At 62.2% G+C, this 14,233-nt stretch carries 14 protein-coding genes; 7 read left to right on the forward strand and 7 right to left on the reverse strand.

Annotation, left to right across the window (positions count from 1 at the left end):
* Nucleotides 1–45 precede the first annotated feature (45 nt).
* Both ACO77H_RS03145 and ACO77H_RS03150 read left to right on the forward strand, forming a co-directional pair.
* A complete protein-coding gene (locus ACO77H_RS03145) occupies nt 46–1,323 on the forward strand; it encodes an acetyl-CoA C-acetyltransferase (protein WP_432754994.1) in 1,278 nt (425 codons plus the stop codon).
* Nucleotides 1,324–1,497: 174 nt separating this feature from the next.
* Nucleotides 1,498–2,394 (forward strand): PA4780 family RIO1-like protein kinase, encoded by an 897-nt coding sequence (locus ACO77H_RS03150; protein ID WP_076961462.1) that lies wholly within the window; start codon nt 1,498–1,500, stop codon nt 2,392–2,394.
* Between the two features lie 54 nt (nt 2,395–2,448).
* Here the strand turns inward: ACO77H_RS03150 and cueR are convergent, their stop codons facing one another.
* The 3 genes from cueR to ACO77H_RS03165 form a co-directional block, all read right to left on the reverse strand.
* Nucleotides 2,449–2,850: a Cu(I)-responsive transcriptional regulator gene (gene cueR / locus ACO77H_RS03155; RefSeq protein ID WP_169957133.1), complete on the reverse strand. Its 402-nt coding sequence runs from the start codon at nt 2,848–2,850 to the stop codon at nt 2,449–2,451.
* On the reverse strand, nt 2,847–5,048 hold the full coding sequence (locus ACO77H_RS03160; protein WP_170042548.1) for a heavy metal translocating P-type ATPase: 2,202 nt from the start codon (nt 5,046–5,048) through the stop codon (nt 2,847–2,849). Before ACO77H_RS03160 ends, cueR begins: the two co-directional genes overlap by 4 nt.
* Before the next feature lie 80 nt (nt 5,049–5,128).
* Complete coding sequence (locus ACO77H_RS03165; protein WP_432754995.1) at nt 5,129–5,509, reverse strand: hypothetical protein; 381 nt, start codon at nt 5,507–5,509, stop codon at nt 5,129–5,131.
* Between the two features lie 147 nt (nt 5,510–5,656).
* Here ACO77H_RS03165 and ACO77H_RS03170 point away from each other — a divergent pair, with 147 nt between their 5' ends.
* Nucleotides 5,657–5,854, forward strand: coding sequence for a heavy-metal-associated domain-containing protein (locus ACO77H_RS03170; RefSeq protein ID WP_169957137.1), 198 nt, complete (start codon nt 5,657–5,659; stop codon nt 5,852–5,854).
* 86 nt (nt 5,855–5,940) lie between these two features.
* Nucleotides 5,941–7,134: a multidrug effflux MFS transporter gene (locus ACO77H_RS03175; RefSeq protein ID WP_169957139.1), complete on the forward strand. Its 1,194-nt coding sequence runs from the start codon at nt 5,941–5,943 to the stop codon at nt 7,132–7,134.
* Between the two features lie 8 nt (nt 7,135–7,142).
* Here the strand turns inward: ACO77H_RS03175 and ACO77H_RS03180 are convergent, their stop codons facing one another.
* Nucleotides 7,143–7,322 (reverse strand): hypothetical protein, encoded by a 180-nt coding sequence (locus tag ACO77H_RS03180; RefSeq protein ID WP_432754996.1) that lies wholly within the window; start codon nt 7,320–7,322, stop codon nt 7,143–7,145.
* Nucleotides 7,323–7,471: 149 nt separating this feature from the next.
* Nucleotides 7,472–8,485, reverse strand: a complete 1,014-nt coding sequence (locus ACO77H_RS03185; protein ID WP_169957140.1) for a zinc-binding alcohol dehydrogenase family protein — start codon at nt 8,483–8,485, stop codon at nt 7,472–7,474.
* A 122-nt stretch (nt 8,486–8,607) separates the two neighbouring features.
* On the opposite strand from ACO77H_RS03185, the gene ACO77H_RS03190 reads away from it, so the two are divergent.
* Together ACO77H_RS03190 and ACO77H_RS03195 are read left to right on the forward strand one after the other, a co-directional pair.
* Nucleotides 8,608–9,537 (forward strand): LysR family transcriptional regulator, encoded by a 930-nt coding sequence (locus tag ACO77H_RS03190; RefSeq protein ID WP_432754997.1) that lies wholly within the window; start codon nt 8,608–8,610, stop codon nt 9,535–9,537.
* Nucleotides 9,538–9,671: 134 nt separating this feature from the next.
* On the forward strand, nt 9,672–10,370 hold the full coding sequence (locus tag ACO77H_RS03195) for an ArsR/SmtB family transcription factor (protein ID WP_432754998.1): 699 nt from the start codon (nt 9,672–9,674) through the stop codon (nt 10,368–10,370).
* 31 nt (nt 10,371–10,401) lie between these two features.
* Here ACO77H_RS03195 and ACO77H_RS03200 read toward each other — a convergent pair whose 3' ends face one another.
* Entirely contained in the window at nt 10,402–11,355 is a 954-nt protein-coding gene (locus ACO77H_RS03200) for an adenosine deaminase (protein ID WP_170042552.1), read from the reverse strand.
* Between the two features lie 194 nt (nt 11,356–11,549).
* Here ACO77H_RS03200 and ACO77H_RS03205 point away from each other — a divergent pair, with 194 nt between their 5' ends.
* Nucleotides 11,550–12,638 carry a calcium:proton antiporter gene (locus ACO77H_RS03205; RefSeq protein ID WP_432754999.1) on the forward strand — a complete coding sequence of 363 codons (1,089 nt, stop codon included), beginning with the start codon at nt 11,550–11,552 and terminating at the stop codon, nt 12,636–12,638.
* Here the strand turns inward: ACO77H_RS03205 and ACO77H_RS03210 are convergent, their stop codons facing one another.
* A complete protein-coding gene (locus ACO77H_RS03210; RefSeq protein WP_432755000.1) occupies nt 12,639–13,994 on the reverse strand; it encodes an 8-oxoguanine deaminase in 1,356 nt (451 codons plus the stop codon). It lies immediately after the preceding gene.
* Between the last annotated feature and the right edge of the window lie 239 nt (nt 13,995–14,233).

Genomic DNA, 14,233 nt, shown 5'->3' on the forward strand with positions numbered 1-14,233 from the left:
AGTCTAGGCTCAGGATTGCACCTACCACCTAACAGGGAGCTTTCCATGACTCAGTTGCGCCGTGTCGCGATCATTGGCGGTAATCGCATCCCCTTCGCCCGTTCCAATGGCCCCTACGCCACGGCGAGTAACCAGGCCATGCTGACCGCTGCCCTGGAAGGCTTGATCGAGCGCTACAACCTGCACGGCCTGCGCCTGGGCGAAGTGGCCGCAGGCGCGGTGCTCAAGCATTCGCGCGACTTCAACCTGACCCGCGAATGCGTGCTGGGCTCGCGCCTGTCGCCGCAAACCCCGGCCTATGACATTCAACAGGCCTGTGGCACCGGGCTGGAAGCGGCGTTGCTGGTGGCCAACAAAATTGCCCTGGGGCAGATCGAATGCGGGATTGCCGGCGGTGTCGACACCACCTCCGACGCGCCCATCGGGGTGAACGAGGGCCTGCGCAAGATCCTGCTGCAGGCCAACCGCAGCAAATCCATGGCGGATAAATTAAAAGTCCTGTTACAACTTCGCCCGCAACACCTCAAGCCGGAACTGCCGCGCAATGGCGAACCGCGTACGGGCCTGTCCATGGGCCAGCATTGCGAGTTGATGGCGCAGACTTGGCAGATACCCCGCGCCGAGCAGGACCAACTGGCCCTCGAAAGCCACCAGAAGATGGCCGCGTCCTACGCCGAAGGCTGGCATAACGACTTGCTCACGCCGTTCCTGGGGCTGACCCGTGACAACAACCTGCGCCCGGACCTGACCCTGGAAAAACTCGCCAGCCTCAAACCGGCTTTTGAACGCAGCGCAAAGGGCACCCTGACCGCCGGCAACTCCACGCCACTGACCGATGGTGCATCCCTGGTGTTGTTGGGCAGCGAAGCCTGGGCCAACGAACGTGGCCTGCCGATCCTCGCCTACCTGCGCGATGGCGAAGCGGCGGCGGTGGATTTCGTCAATGGCGCCGAAGGGCTGTTGATGGCGCCGGTGTATGCCGTCCCACGCCTGTTGGCGAGAAATGGCCTGACCCTGCAGGATTTTGACTACTACGAAATCCATGAAGCCTTCGCTGCCCAAGTGTTGTGCACACTCAAGGCCTGGGAAGATGCCGATTACTGCAAGAGCCGCCTGGGCCTGGACGCACCGTTGGGCGCCATCGACCGCAGCCGGCTGAACGTCAAAGGCAGTTCCCTGGCCGCCGGGCACCCGTTTGCCGCTACCGGTGGGCGTATCGTCGCCAACCTGGCCAAGCTGCTGGACGCGGCCGGCAAGGGGCGCGGGCTGATTTCGATCTGCGCGGCGGGTGGCCAGGGCGTGACGGCGATCATTGAGCGCTGATCTCGGCTATCATCCGAACGCCTTGAGCAATAGCGGCTTTGTCGGATTAATCTGGCATATTGGATGCATTCTTTAGCAGATCAAGGCTCGTTACCCTCTCCCCGCTGTGCGAGGATTGCCGTATAACGAGTGCCATACGCGTGTTTGGTAATAAAGGACCCACAATAAAAGCTGATGAAGACTCCTAAACGCATTGAACCCCTGATCGAGGACGGTCTGGTCGACGAAGTGCTGCGCCCACTCATGAGTGGTAAAGAAGCAGCTGTTTATGTGGTGCGCTGCGGCAACGAGTTACGTTGCGCCAAGGTCTACAAGGAGGCGAATAAACGAAGTTTTCGTCAGGCGGCCGAATACCAGGAAGGCCGCAAGGTCCGCAACAGCCGGCAGGCCCGGGCGATGGCCAAGGGCTCCAAGTTCGGCAAGAAAGAAACCGAAGACGCGTGGCAGAACGCCGAAGTGGCGGCCTTGTTTCGCCTGGCCGGTGCCGGTGTGCGGGTGCCCCAGCCCTACGACTTCCTCGAAGGCGTGTTGCTGATGGAACTGGTGGCCGATGAATACGGTGATGCGGCGCCACGCCTGAACGACGTGGTCCTGGAGCCGGATCAGGCCCGTGAGTATCACGCATTCCTGATCTCGCAGATCGTATTGATGCTGTGTACCGGCCTGGTGCACGGTGACTTGTCCGAGTTCAACGTACTGTTGACGCCGACGGGACCGGTAATCATCGACCTGCCGCAGGCGGTGGACGCGGCGGGTAACAACCACGCATTCACCATGCTCGAGCGGGACGTGGGCAACATGGCTTCGTATTTCGGGCGCTTTGCCCCGGAATTGAAGGCTACCAAGTACGCCAAGGAAATGTGGGCGCTGTACGAAGCCGGCACGTTGCACCCGGCCAGCGTATTGACCGGCGAGTTCGACGAACCGGAAGAGTTGGCGGATGTGGGCGGCGTGATGCGCGAGATCGAAGCGGCACGCCTCGACGAAGAGCGGCGCCAGGCGATCCGCGCAGCGGACGATGCGCCACCGGGCAAACCGGCGGAGGAACCGCCGCCGCCGTGGATGCAGTGATCTGACAACAAAAAATCCGGCCCAGGCCGGATTTTTTGTACCCCCGCTCCTTACTCAGTTACAGCAACTGCCCGACGCCAACTTCTTGAGGATCGGGCAATCGGGCCGGTGATCGCCCTGGCAGTTCTCCATCAGGTCCTGCAAGGTATCGCGCAACTGCCCCAGCTCGCGGATCTTGTGGTTCAGCTCATCGATATGCTGGCGAGCCAACGCCTTGACGTCGGCGCTGGCGCGCTGCCGGTCTTGCCACAATTCCAGCAGCTTGCCGACTTCCTCCAGGGAAAACCCCAGGTCCCGCGAGCGCTTGATAAAGGCCAGGGTATGCAGGTCCTCGTGGTCGTACAGGCGATAGCCGCTGTCGCTGCGATGGGCCGGCTTGAGCAGGTTGATGGATTCGTAATAGCGAATCATCTTGGCGCTCAAGCCGCTTTGCCGGGCTGCTAGGCCGATGTTCATTGGCGGTGATCCTCCAGATCCTTGGGTTTCCAGGTTTTCAACAGCAGCGCATTGCTGACCACGCTCACGCTGGACAGGGCCATGGCGGCACCGGCCAATACTGGGTTGAGCAGGCCGAACACGGCCAGCGGAATGCCGATCAAGTTATACACAAAGGCCCAGAATAGATTCTGCCGGATTTTTGCGTAGGTCTTGCGGCTGATTTCCAGCGCTGCGGGCACCAGGCGCGGATCGCCGCGCATCAGGGTGATACCGGCCGCGTGCATCGCCACGTCGGTGCCGCCGCCCATGGCGATGCCGATATCCGCAGCGGCCAGGGCCGGGGCGTCGTTGATGCCGTCGCCGACCATGGCCACTACCCCGGTCTTTTTCAGCTCGGCGACGGTGGCGGCCTTGTCGGCAGGCAACACTTCGGCGTGCACATCGTCGATGCCCAGCGCTTGTGCCACCACGCGGGCGCTGCCGCGGTTGTCGCCGGTCAGCAAGTGGCTGCTGATATTGCGCGCCTTGAGCTGCTGCACGGCTTGCAGGGCACCTTCCTTGAGGGTATCGCCAAAGGCAAACAGGCCCAGTACCCGCAGCTGTGGGCTTTGCTCGATCAGCCAGGACAAGGTGCGGCCCTCGGCCTCCCACGCGCTGGCGTTGGCGGCCAGGTCCCCCGGCTTCAAGCCGGTCTCATCGAGCATGCGCCGATTGCCCAGGGCCAGTTGCCGGCCGTCCAGGGTGCCGGCAATGCCGCGCCCGGTCAGGGATTGGCTGGCGCTGACATCGGCAACCGGCAGGCCTTGTTCGTTACACGCGTCCAGTACTGCCTTGGCCAATGGGTGTTCGCTGCCGCGTTGCAGGGCGCCGGCCTGTTGCAGCAGCAACGCCTCATTGCCATCTACCGCATGCAGGTGGGCGATTTTCGGCGCGCCGGAGGTGAGGGTGCCGGTTTTGTCGAACACCACCGCGCTGACTTCGTGGGCGCGCTCCAGGGCTTCGGCATCCTTGATCAGAATCCCGTGACGGGCCGCAACGCCGGTGCCGGCCATGATCGCAGTCGGCGTCGCCAGGCCCAATGCGCACGGGCAGGCAATCACCAGTACCGCGACCGCGTTGATCAATGCGGTTTCCAGCGGCGCACCGTACAACCACCAACCAATCAGGGTGGCGAGGGCGATCACCAACACGGTCGGCACAAATACCTGGCTGACTTTATCCACCAGTTTCTGGATCGGCGCCTTGGCGGCCTGGGCGTCTTCGACCAGGCGAATGATGCGCGCCAGCACGCTCTCGGCGCCGAGGGCCAGGGTGCGTACCAGCAAACGGCCTTCACCGTTGATCGCACCGCCGGTGACTTTATCCCCAGGCTGTTTCGGTACCGGCAGGCTTTCACCGGTGATCAAGGCTTCGTCCGCATGGCTTTGGCCTTCGACCACTTCGCCATCCACCGGGAAACGCTCACCGGGCTTGACCAGTACCAAGTCGTTGAGGCGCAGCGCACTGATGGCGACATCCTGCTCGCGGCCATCAATCACCTGGATCGCCCGCTCCGGCCGCAAGGCCTCCAGGGCCCGGATGGCGCTGGCGGTCTGGCGTTTGGCGCGGCTTTCCAGGTATTTACCGAGCAGCACCAGGGCGATCACCACCGCCGAGGCTTCGAAGTACAGGTGCGGTTCCACCCCAGCCGGGGCGATGAGCCATTGATAGATACTCAGGCCATACCCGGCGCTGGTGCCGATGGCGACCAGCAGGTCCATGTTGCCTGCACCGGCGCGCACGGCTTTCCAGGCGGCGACATAGAAGCGCGCACCAAAGATGAACTGCACCGGTGTGGCGAGAAGGAACTGGATCCAGGCCGGGAGCATCCAGTGCAGGCCGAAGGGCTGCACCAGCATCGGCAACACCAGTGGCAACGCCAACACAATGGCCATCACCAGTGACCAGCGTTCGCGTTTCAGGCGCTGTTCCTGGCTGGCTTGGGTGGCGGTTTCGCTCTGCGGCAAGGTGGCGGTATAGCCGGCCTTTTCTACGGCGGCGATCAGTACGGCGGCGTCCATCTGGCCCGCCACCTCGACGTGGGCTCGTTCATTGGCCAGGTTGACGCTGACGCTTTGCACGCCGGGCACCTTGTTCAGGGCGCGTTCGACCCGCCCGACGCAACTGGCGCAGGTCATGCCGCTGATCGGCAGGTCGAAGGTGGTGGATCCATTCATGGGGCAGTCCTCCAGGAGTAGTTGCCTGTAGGATCAACCTTAACCTTAGGGGAAGGTCAAGCTCCATTATCCCGCGTGGTTCAATAGCCCAGTTTTGCAGGCTTTAGGTACATGCCGTCTGCGCCTTGGGCAATGCGCAGCTTGCGCACGTCGCCAGCTTTCAACTCGATGTTTTGTGCCTTGGACGCCAACAGTCCCGGCAGGCAGCCAGGCGCCTGGCCCGGCAACAGTTTGAGACGCAGCGAGACCCGGCCTGCGGGGAAGTTGAACGAGGTGGCCTGCTCCTGGAACAGCCGGCCGGCCAGTTGATCATTGACGTACAGGCCAATCTCGCAATTGGTGGGCACTTCCAGGCGTTCCCTGGAAATGATCAGCACCCCATAGTCCTCGGCGGCGCTGGCCTGGGGGACAGTGGCGAACAGGCTGAGCAGGCTCACAAGGCCAAAAAACGACCAGCGCATGGTGAATTCTCCGGGTTTCAAATCGTGGATGGTTGCAGCTTGGCCGACGCCGCCAGGGAATGCCAGCCCGGCAGTTGTTTTCAGCGCTTGACCTTGCCATCGTGGCAAGGATGAAACTGGGCGAAACCTCACTCAAGGAGTCATGTCATGCAAATATTCAGCGTTGAAGGAATGACCTGCGGCCATTGCGTTCGGGCCGTGACCCAAGCAGTACAATCCAGAGATCCGGCCGCTAGCGTGAATGTAGATCTGAAAGCCAAGGAAGTCGGCGTGGTAAGTCGCTTGTCGCCGGAAGAGGTGATCAGCCTGATCACCGAAGAAGGCTACAACGCCAGGCTCGCCTGATTATTTAATAGGTAGCGAGCTAACGTAATGTTCAAGGCACCCAAGCGCGGCTAGACTGTCGGGCTGCCGACTCTTCCGGGTGCCTGATGAACCTTCGCATAATCCTTATTCTGGGGGCCTTGAGCGCATTTGCGCCGCTGGCCATCGACTTTTATCTACCGGGCTTCCCGGCCATGGCTGTGGCGTTCGGTACCGACGAAAAACATATCCAGCTGACCCTGGCGGTGTACTTCACCGGCCTGGCGATCGGCCAGTTGATCTATGGGCCGCTGGCGGATCGTTTTGGCCGGCGTATCCCGCTGTTGAGCGGCGTCACCCTGTTCACCGTGGCCTCCTTGGCGTGCGCCTATGCGCCGTCCCTGGAGTGGCTGATCGGTGCGCGTTTCGTCCAGGCCCTGGGCGGGTGTGCGGGCATGGTGATTTCCCGGGCGGTGGTCAGCGACAAGTGCGACGCGGTGGGCTCGGCCAAGGTCTTTTCGCAGTTGATGCTGGTGGTCGGGCTGGCCCCGATCCTGGCCCCGATGCTCGGTGGGGTAATGGTCAGCCTGTGGGGATGGCAGTCGATTTTCCTCGCGCTTACGGTGTTCAGCGTCGGCGCCGGGGTGGCGGTGGCTGTCGGTTTGCCGGAGAGCTTTCCGGCTCATCAGCCTCGGCAGCCACTGTCCGGGGCGTTGCGCCAGTACGGGCGCCTGCTGGCCGACCGGGTGTACCTGGGCTATGCCGTGACCGGTGGCATCGCGATTGGCGGGATGTTTGCCTACATTGCGGGTTCGCCTTTCGTGTTTATCAAGCTCTACGGCGTGCCGGCCGAGCACTATGGCTGGCTGTTTGGCACCAATGCCGCGGGTTTTATCCTGGTGGCCCAGGTCAACGCGCGGCTGCTGGCCAAGCGCGGCCCGGCGTTTTTGCTGACCCGCACGGTGTGGGTGTACCTCGCGGCGGCGCTGGCGTTGCTGGCGGTCAGTGCTCTGCATACCCAGGCGCTGTGGCCGCTGCTGGTGCCGCTGTTCCTGTGTATCGCCAGCCTGGGTTGCATCATGCCCAATACCTCGGCGTGCGCCATGAACGGCCAGGGCGCGCGGGCCGGTAGCGCGTCGGCCCTTTTGGGTTGCATTCAGTTTGGGGTGGCGGCGGGGGCGGCATCGTTGGTCGGCGCATTGCACGACGGCACGGCCATGCCGATGTCGATCGTCATCAGCCTGTGCGGGGTGTTGGCGGTAGTGGTGGCCATGTTGACCCAGCGCCTGCAACGGCAGCGAGCCTTGCAAGCGCAGGTCTGACGGCGTTTTCAGCCAGTAGCGCGCTGCTGGCTTTCGGGAAAACGGTGGGGGGCCTGGATCCGGTTTTGCAGGGTGTTGGCGAAGGCGCGGGCCTCGGCTTCACTGCGGAAGGTAAAGGCATCGTGGTCCAGGCGCACCTGCCATTTGTCGCCTTGGGATTTTGCTAACGCTTTTATCAGGATCTTCATTGCTGACTTCCTCACGTAAAAGATTGCGTGGCAAAGGCGGCCAATATAAACCCGAATACGCTCACAAATATGACAAGGGTCAAGTGTCTGACTAGCGGTGCCGTCCGTTACCTACAACGATAGCGGACGACACTGACAGAGCCCGCGTCTTAGAAGCCTTCCAGCACAATTTTGCCCTTGGCCTTGCCGCTTTCCAGCAACCCATGGGCGCGGCGCAGGTTCTCTGCGTTGATCACGCCGAAGTGTTCGCCCACCGTGGTTTTCAGGGTGCCGGCGTCGATCAGCTCGGCCACGCGGTTGAGCAGGTTGTGTTGCTCGATCATGTCGGCAGTCTCGAACATCGACCGGGTGTACATGAACTCCCAATGCAGCGACAGGCTCTTGCGCTTGAGCTTGAGCACGTCCAGCGACTTGGGATCATCGATCAATGCCAGTTTGCCCTGGGGCACAAGGGCTTCGACCAACTGGTCCAGATGCTGGTCGGTCTGGGTCAGGCTGGCGACGTGGGTCACCTGCGGGTGGCCTGCGCGCTTGAGTTCTTCGCTCAGGGGCTGGCTGTGATCGACCACCAGGTCGGCCCCCAGGTCCTTGGCCCAGGCCTGGGTTTGCGGGCGCGAGGCGCTGCCAATGACCTTGAGCGCGGTGAGTTGCGCCGCCAGTTGGGTGAGGATCGACCCCACGCCACCGGCAGCGCCGACAATCAGCAGGCTCTGGCCTTGATCGGTCTTGCCTTCAGGGACTTGCAGGCGTTCGAACAGCAGTTCCCAGGCGGTGATAGCGGTCAGCGGCAGGGCAGCGGCTTCGGCAAAACCCAGGCTCTTGGGCATATGGCCGACGATGCGCTCATCCACGGTGTGCAGCTCGCTGTTGCCGCCCGGGCGTGTCAGGGAGCCGGCGTAGAACACCTTGTCGCCGGCCTTGAACAGTGTCACTTCGCTGCCGACGGCCTTGACCACGCCCGCAACGTCCCAGCCCAACACCTTGGCCGCGCCGTTTTCCGGGGCGACGTTCTGGCGGATCTTGGTGTCCACCGGGTTGACCGAGATGGCTTTGACTTCTACCAGCAGGTCGCGCGGGCCGGCCACCGGCTCAGGCAATTGGATATCTTGCAGGGACTTGGGGTCGTTGATTGGTAATGCGGCGTAGTAGGCGATGGCTTTCATGACGAGTTCCAGGGTGTGTGGAAGGGAATAGGTGGATCATTGGCTATTTCTCTTGCAGATAAAACCCGCTAAAAGAGCAGTCTCTTTCAATATATTTTTGATAATTAGTCGGGGCGATGCTCATGCTGCGTTTTGATGATTTGCAGTTGTTCGTGCGTGCGGCGGATTTGGGCAGTTTGTCTGCCGCCGCCCGGGTCATGGATATGTCGGCGGCGGTAGCCAGTGCCGCGTTGAAACGCATCGAGCAACAATTGGGCGTGCGCTTGCTGGCTCGCTCCACCCGCAGCCTGCGCCTGACCGCCGAGGGCGAGGGCTTCTTGCAGTACGCCCGTGGTGCCTTGAGCCAACTGGATGAAGGCCGGCGCCTGCTGGCCAGCGGTCAGGATCATGTCAGCGGAGTCTTGCAGCTGTCGGCGCCTTCGGACTTCGGACGCAACCTACTATTGCCGTGGCTCGACGAATTTCAACGTGAGCACCCGCAATTGAGCGTACGCCTGCTGCTGGGCGACCGGATCGCCGACCTGTTCCGCCAGCCGGTGGATATCGCCTTGCGCTACGGCGAACCCGAGGACTCGAGCCTGGTGGCTTTGCCTGTGGCGCCGGACAATCGCCGGGTGCTGTGCGCGGCGCCCGGCTACCTGGCCCGCCATGGCGAGCCGCGCCACCTGGAGCAGTTGGCCCAGCACAATTGCCTGCTTTACATGCTCGGCAGCCGGGTGCACGACCATTGGAGCTTTCGCGATGGCAAGCGGGAAATCAGCCTGACCGTCACCGGTGACCGCTTCAGTGATGATGCCGATGTGGTGCGGCGCTGGGCCGTGGCCGGGGTGGGCATTGCCTACAAGTCCTGGCTGGATGTCAGCGCCGACGTGCTGGCCGGCCGCCTGCAGTTGCTCTTGCCGGAGCTGCAGGGTGAGCGCACACCGCTCAATCTGCTGTGCGCCCACCGCGCGCAATTGAGTAAACCGATCAATCTCCTGCGAGAAATGCTCGTGGCACGTTGTGGGAAGTTGAGCGCGCAGTTGCCTGAACGGCGAGGGACTACGCAATAACCCCAGGGGATTCAGGAAATTTCAGGCAGTTGCTGTAGCTGATTTGGCTGTAAGACGCCACGGAATCTGCTGCTTACACACTTATACTTTTGCGCGGAATGGAGCAGACCAACGATTCAACAGGGAGTGAGTACATGGAACAGGCACCTTGCATCAGCCAGATCGCCACCTTGCTGGCCGACCCTAAGCGCACCGCGATGATCTGGGCATTGATGGACGGCTCGGCCAAGCCGTCTGAAGAACTGGCGATGTTGGCTGGGTTATCGGCGTCGTCGGCCAATGCGCATCTGGCGCGGTTGGCGGCGGGTGGATTGCTGCGTATTGAAGCCCGCGGGCGCAAACGCTTCTTCCGCATGGCGGCGGCGGATGTGGGCGCGGCAGTCGATGCGTTGGCCAGTACCACAATTGCCAGTGTGGCGCGCATTGCGCCCAGCCGGCCGGTGGCGGCGTTGCTGGCGCCGGCAGCGTTGCGCCAGGCGCGGCTGTGCCATGACCACTTGGGCGGGGAAATGGCGGCGGCACTTTATCAACGCATGCTGCTGGCGAAGTGGATCGAGCGCTACGAACAGCGGATCCATGTGACGCCCCTGGGCGCACGGCATTTGGCCGAGCACGGCATTTTTACCCAGGCCTTGTCCCATCAGGGTTACTCGACGCTGGCTTGCGACTGTTTTGACTGGAGCGAGCAGCAGCCGCACCTGGGTGGGGCGCTGGGGGCGGGATTGCTGCAATTGTTCATGCAGTCGCGCTGGTTGAAGACAATCAACGAGTCGAGCGCACTGCAGGTCACCGAGACCGGGCGCCTGGAAATTGCCCGGATAGCGGCTGTGTAGGAGCCGGCAAGCCGGCTCCTGCCTGGGTTGCTTACGGCTTGATCAGGCGTGCATCCAGGCTGTTTTGCGCCAGTCGGCTGGCCTGGTCTTGGGTCATGCCCAGCGAGGTGTGCAACGCGTGGAAGTTCTCGGTGACATACCCGCCGAAGTACGCCGGGTCATCCGAGTTCACCGTGACCTTCACCCCACGCTCGAGCATGTCGAGGATGTTGTGCTGGGCCATGTCGTCGAACACGCACAGCTTGGTATTGGACAGCGGGCACACGGTCAGGGGGATCTGCTCGTCGATGATCCGCTGCATCAGGCGCTCGTCTTCGATGGCGCGCACGCCATGGTCGATACGCTGGATCTTCAGCAGGTCGAGGGCTTCCCAGATGTACTCCGGCGGGCCTTCCTCACCGGCATGGGCGACGGTCAGGAAACCTTCGCCACGGGCGCGATCGAACACGCGCTGGAACTTGCTCGGCGGGTGGCCCATTTCCGAGCTGTCCAGGCCCACGGCGACAAACGCATCACGGAACGGTAGCGCCTGGTCGAGGGTTTTTTCGGCTTCTTCTTCGCTCAGGTGGCGCAGGAAGCTGAGGATCAGGCCGCTGGTGATGCCCAGTTGCTGCTCGCCATCTTTGAGCGCGCTGGCGATGCCATTGAGCACCACTTCAAACGGGATACCACGGTCGGTGTGGGTCTGCGGGTCGAAGAACGGCTCGGTATGAATCACGTTCTGCGCTTTGCAACGCAGCAGGTAGGCCCAGGTCAGGTCGTAGAAATCCTGGGAGGTGCGCAATACATCGGCGCCCTTGTAGTAGAGGTCGAGAAACTCTTGCAGGTTATTGAAGGCGTAGGCCTTGCGCAGGGTTTCGACGTCGTTCCACGGCAGCGCGATTTTGTTGCGTTCGGCCAGGGCGAACAGCAGCTCGGGCTCCAGCGAACCCTCCAGGTGCAGGTGCAGTTCGGCCTTGGGCAGGGCGTTGAGCCAGTCGTACATGTGTGCGTTCTCATCAGGTGCAATGGCGGCATTCTACAGGCCAGGGCGCAAATAATCGGTAAAACCTGACCGAGCGGTAAGCATTGTTCGTGCCTGCGGCAATGGGTGAATGAACTAAGGTGTAACGAAACGTTAGCGAATCGCCGCAGTCTGTACCCCATCAATGACTGAATCGCCGCTCGAAAAGGCCCGCAATGCTCACATCCCTCAAGCAAGAAAAATTCATGTGGCTGGCGCTGATCGCCGCCATCGCGGCCTACCCGCTGGAGCACTGGCTGCTGCACAGTGGGCAGGTGACGGCACTGCTCGGTGGCCTGGTGCTGATCGGTTTTATCGTCATGGCGTCGATGCGCGTGGCCCACCACGCCGAACTTCTCGCTGAAAAGGTCGGCGACCCCTACGGCACCATGATCCTGACCCTCGCGGCAGTGCTGGTGGAAGTGGTGATCCTGGCGATCATGATGAGCAACGAGGCGTCGCCGACCCTGGTGCGCGACACGATTTACTCGGCGGTGATGCTGGATATCAACGGCATCTTAGGCTTGGCCGCGCTGATGGGTGGCATCAAGCATGGGGAACAGTCCTACAACGATGATTCGGCGCGGACCTACAGCGTGATGATCCTCACCGCCATGGGCGTATCCATGGTGGTACCGGAATTTATCCCCGAGGCCGATTGGAAAATCTACTCGGCCTTCACCATTGGCGCGATGGTGGTGTTGTACGCCTTGTTCCTGCGCATGCAGGTGGGGCCACACAGCTACTTCTTCAGCTACAGCTATCCGGAAAAACGCCGCAAGCCGTTGCCGGAAGAACAGGCTTCGTCGGTCAACCTGACATTCTCCATCGTAACCCTGGTGTTTGGCGTGGTGGTGATTGGCGCATTGGCCGAAGTGATGTCCAAGACCCTGGACCTTGGCCTGGAGGGCACGGGCGCGCCGCCGGTGATCACGGCGATCCTGGTGGCAGCGATTTCCGCCGCCCCGGAGATCCTGACCGCCTTGCGCGCGGCATTGGCCAACCGTATGCAGTCGGTGGTCAACATCGCGCTGGGTGCTTCATTGTCGACGGTGATCTTGACCGTGCCGGTGATGGAAGCCATGGCGCTGTACACCGGCCAGCCGTTTCAGATGGCGATGACGCCGGTGCAAACCGTGATGGTGTTTATCACGCTGATTGTCAGCGCGATCAACCTCAACGATGGCGAAACCAACGCCATCGAAGGGATGACCCATTTTGTGCTGTTTGCGACCTTTATCATGTTGTCGCTGCTGGGCGTGTAGTCAGCCGGCGATCAACTGCCGCGCCGCCTGGCTGTGATCGGCGATCAGGCCCTTGAGGTCCATGCCCTCGATTTGCCCCTCGATCACCCGCCACTTGCCGCCCACCATCACTCGATCCGCACGGTCGGCGCCGCATAGCAGCAGCGCCGAAACAGGATCGTGGCTGCCGGAGAAGCGCAGCTCATCGAGTTTGAACAGCGCCAGGTCGGCCTGTTTGCCTACCGCCAGTTCACCGATATCGCTACGGCCGAGCAACTGCGCAGAGCCCTTGGTGGCCCAGCCCAGTACGCCTTCAGGGGTGATTTTTTCCGCGCCGTAGCGCAGGCGCTGGATATACAGGGCCTGGCGTGTTTCCAAAATCATGTTGGAGGCATCGTTGGAAGCCGAGCCGTCCACGCCCAGGCCAATCGGCGCGCCGGCGGCGATCAGGTCCAGGGTCGGGCAGATGCCGGAGGCCAGGCGCATGTTGGAGCTTGGGCAATGGCAAATCCCGGTGCCGGCCGCGCCCAGGCGGGCGATCTCCTCAGGGTTGAAGTGAATGCCATGGGCCAGCCAGGTGCGGGGGCCGAGCCAGCCGACGCTGTCGAGGTAGTCCACGGTGCGCAGGCCGAAGCGTTGCAGGCAGAAGTCTTCTTCGTCGAGGGTTTCGGCCAGGTGGGTGTGCAGGCGCACATCGAGCTGGTTGGCCAGTTCGGCACTGGCGCTCATGATTTGGGGGGTGACCGAAAACGGCGAGCAGGGCGCCAGGGCGATCTGGATTTGCGCGCCATCGCCGCGCTCGTGGTAGCGCTTGATCAGGCGCTGGCTGTCTTCGAGGATCACTTCGCCCTGCTGCACCGTCTGTTGCGGTGGCAGGCCGCCGTCGGCTTCGCCCAGGCTCATCGAACCGCGAGTGAGCATGGCGCGCATGCCCAATTCGCGCACGCTGTCGACTTGCACGTCGATCGCCTGCTCCAGGCCATCGGGGAACAGGTAGTGGTGATCGGCCGCGGTGGTGCAGCCTGAGAGCAGCAGTTCGGCGAGCGCGACTTTGCTGGCCAGGGCCAGTTTTTCCGGGGTCAGGCGCGCCCAGACCGGGTACAGGGTTTTCAGCCAGGGGAACAGCGGCTGGTTGAGCACCGGGGCCCAGGCGCGGGTCAGGGTCTGGTAGAAGTGATGGTGGGTGTTGATCAGGCCGGGAAGGATCACGTGCTCGCGGGCGTCGAAGGTGTGTTCGCAGGCCAAGCTTGGTTGTTGGCCGAGGGCGAGTACTTCAACGATCACGCCGTCTTGCAGCACCAGGCCGCCACGGGCATCGAGAGCATTGGCAGTGAAAATCGCGAGAGGGTTTTTTAACCAGGTACGGGTCGCAGGCATTGGCCGGCTCCTCTGAATGATGGGTTCAGGTTTGCCAGCTCAGTGTTGCCCTGTCTGCTGATCCAGGGTCGCCGGTAAAGGCGAGGTGGGAAGTCTACGTGGAGTGAGCGGTGGGGTCTATCCACCGCTCATCCGACATCCATTTATCCTGTAGGAGCCGGCTTGCCGTCGATGAGGCCCGCCAATATTGCGATGTTCTCAGTGACGCCATCGCCGGCAAGCCGGCTCCTACAGGGTGG

Source organism: Pseudomonas sp. WMBT8, from assembly GCF_050916005.1.
Lineage (GTDB): Bacteria > Pseudomonadota > Gammaproteobacteria > Pseudomonadales > Pseudomonadaceae > Aquipseudomonas.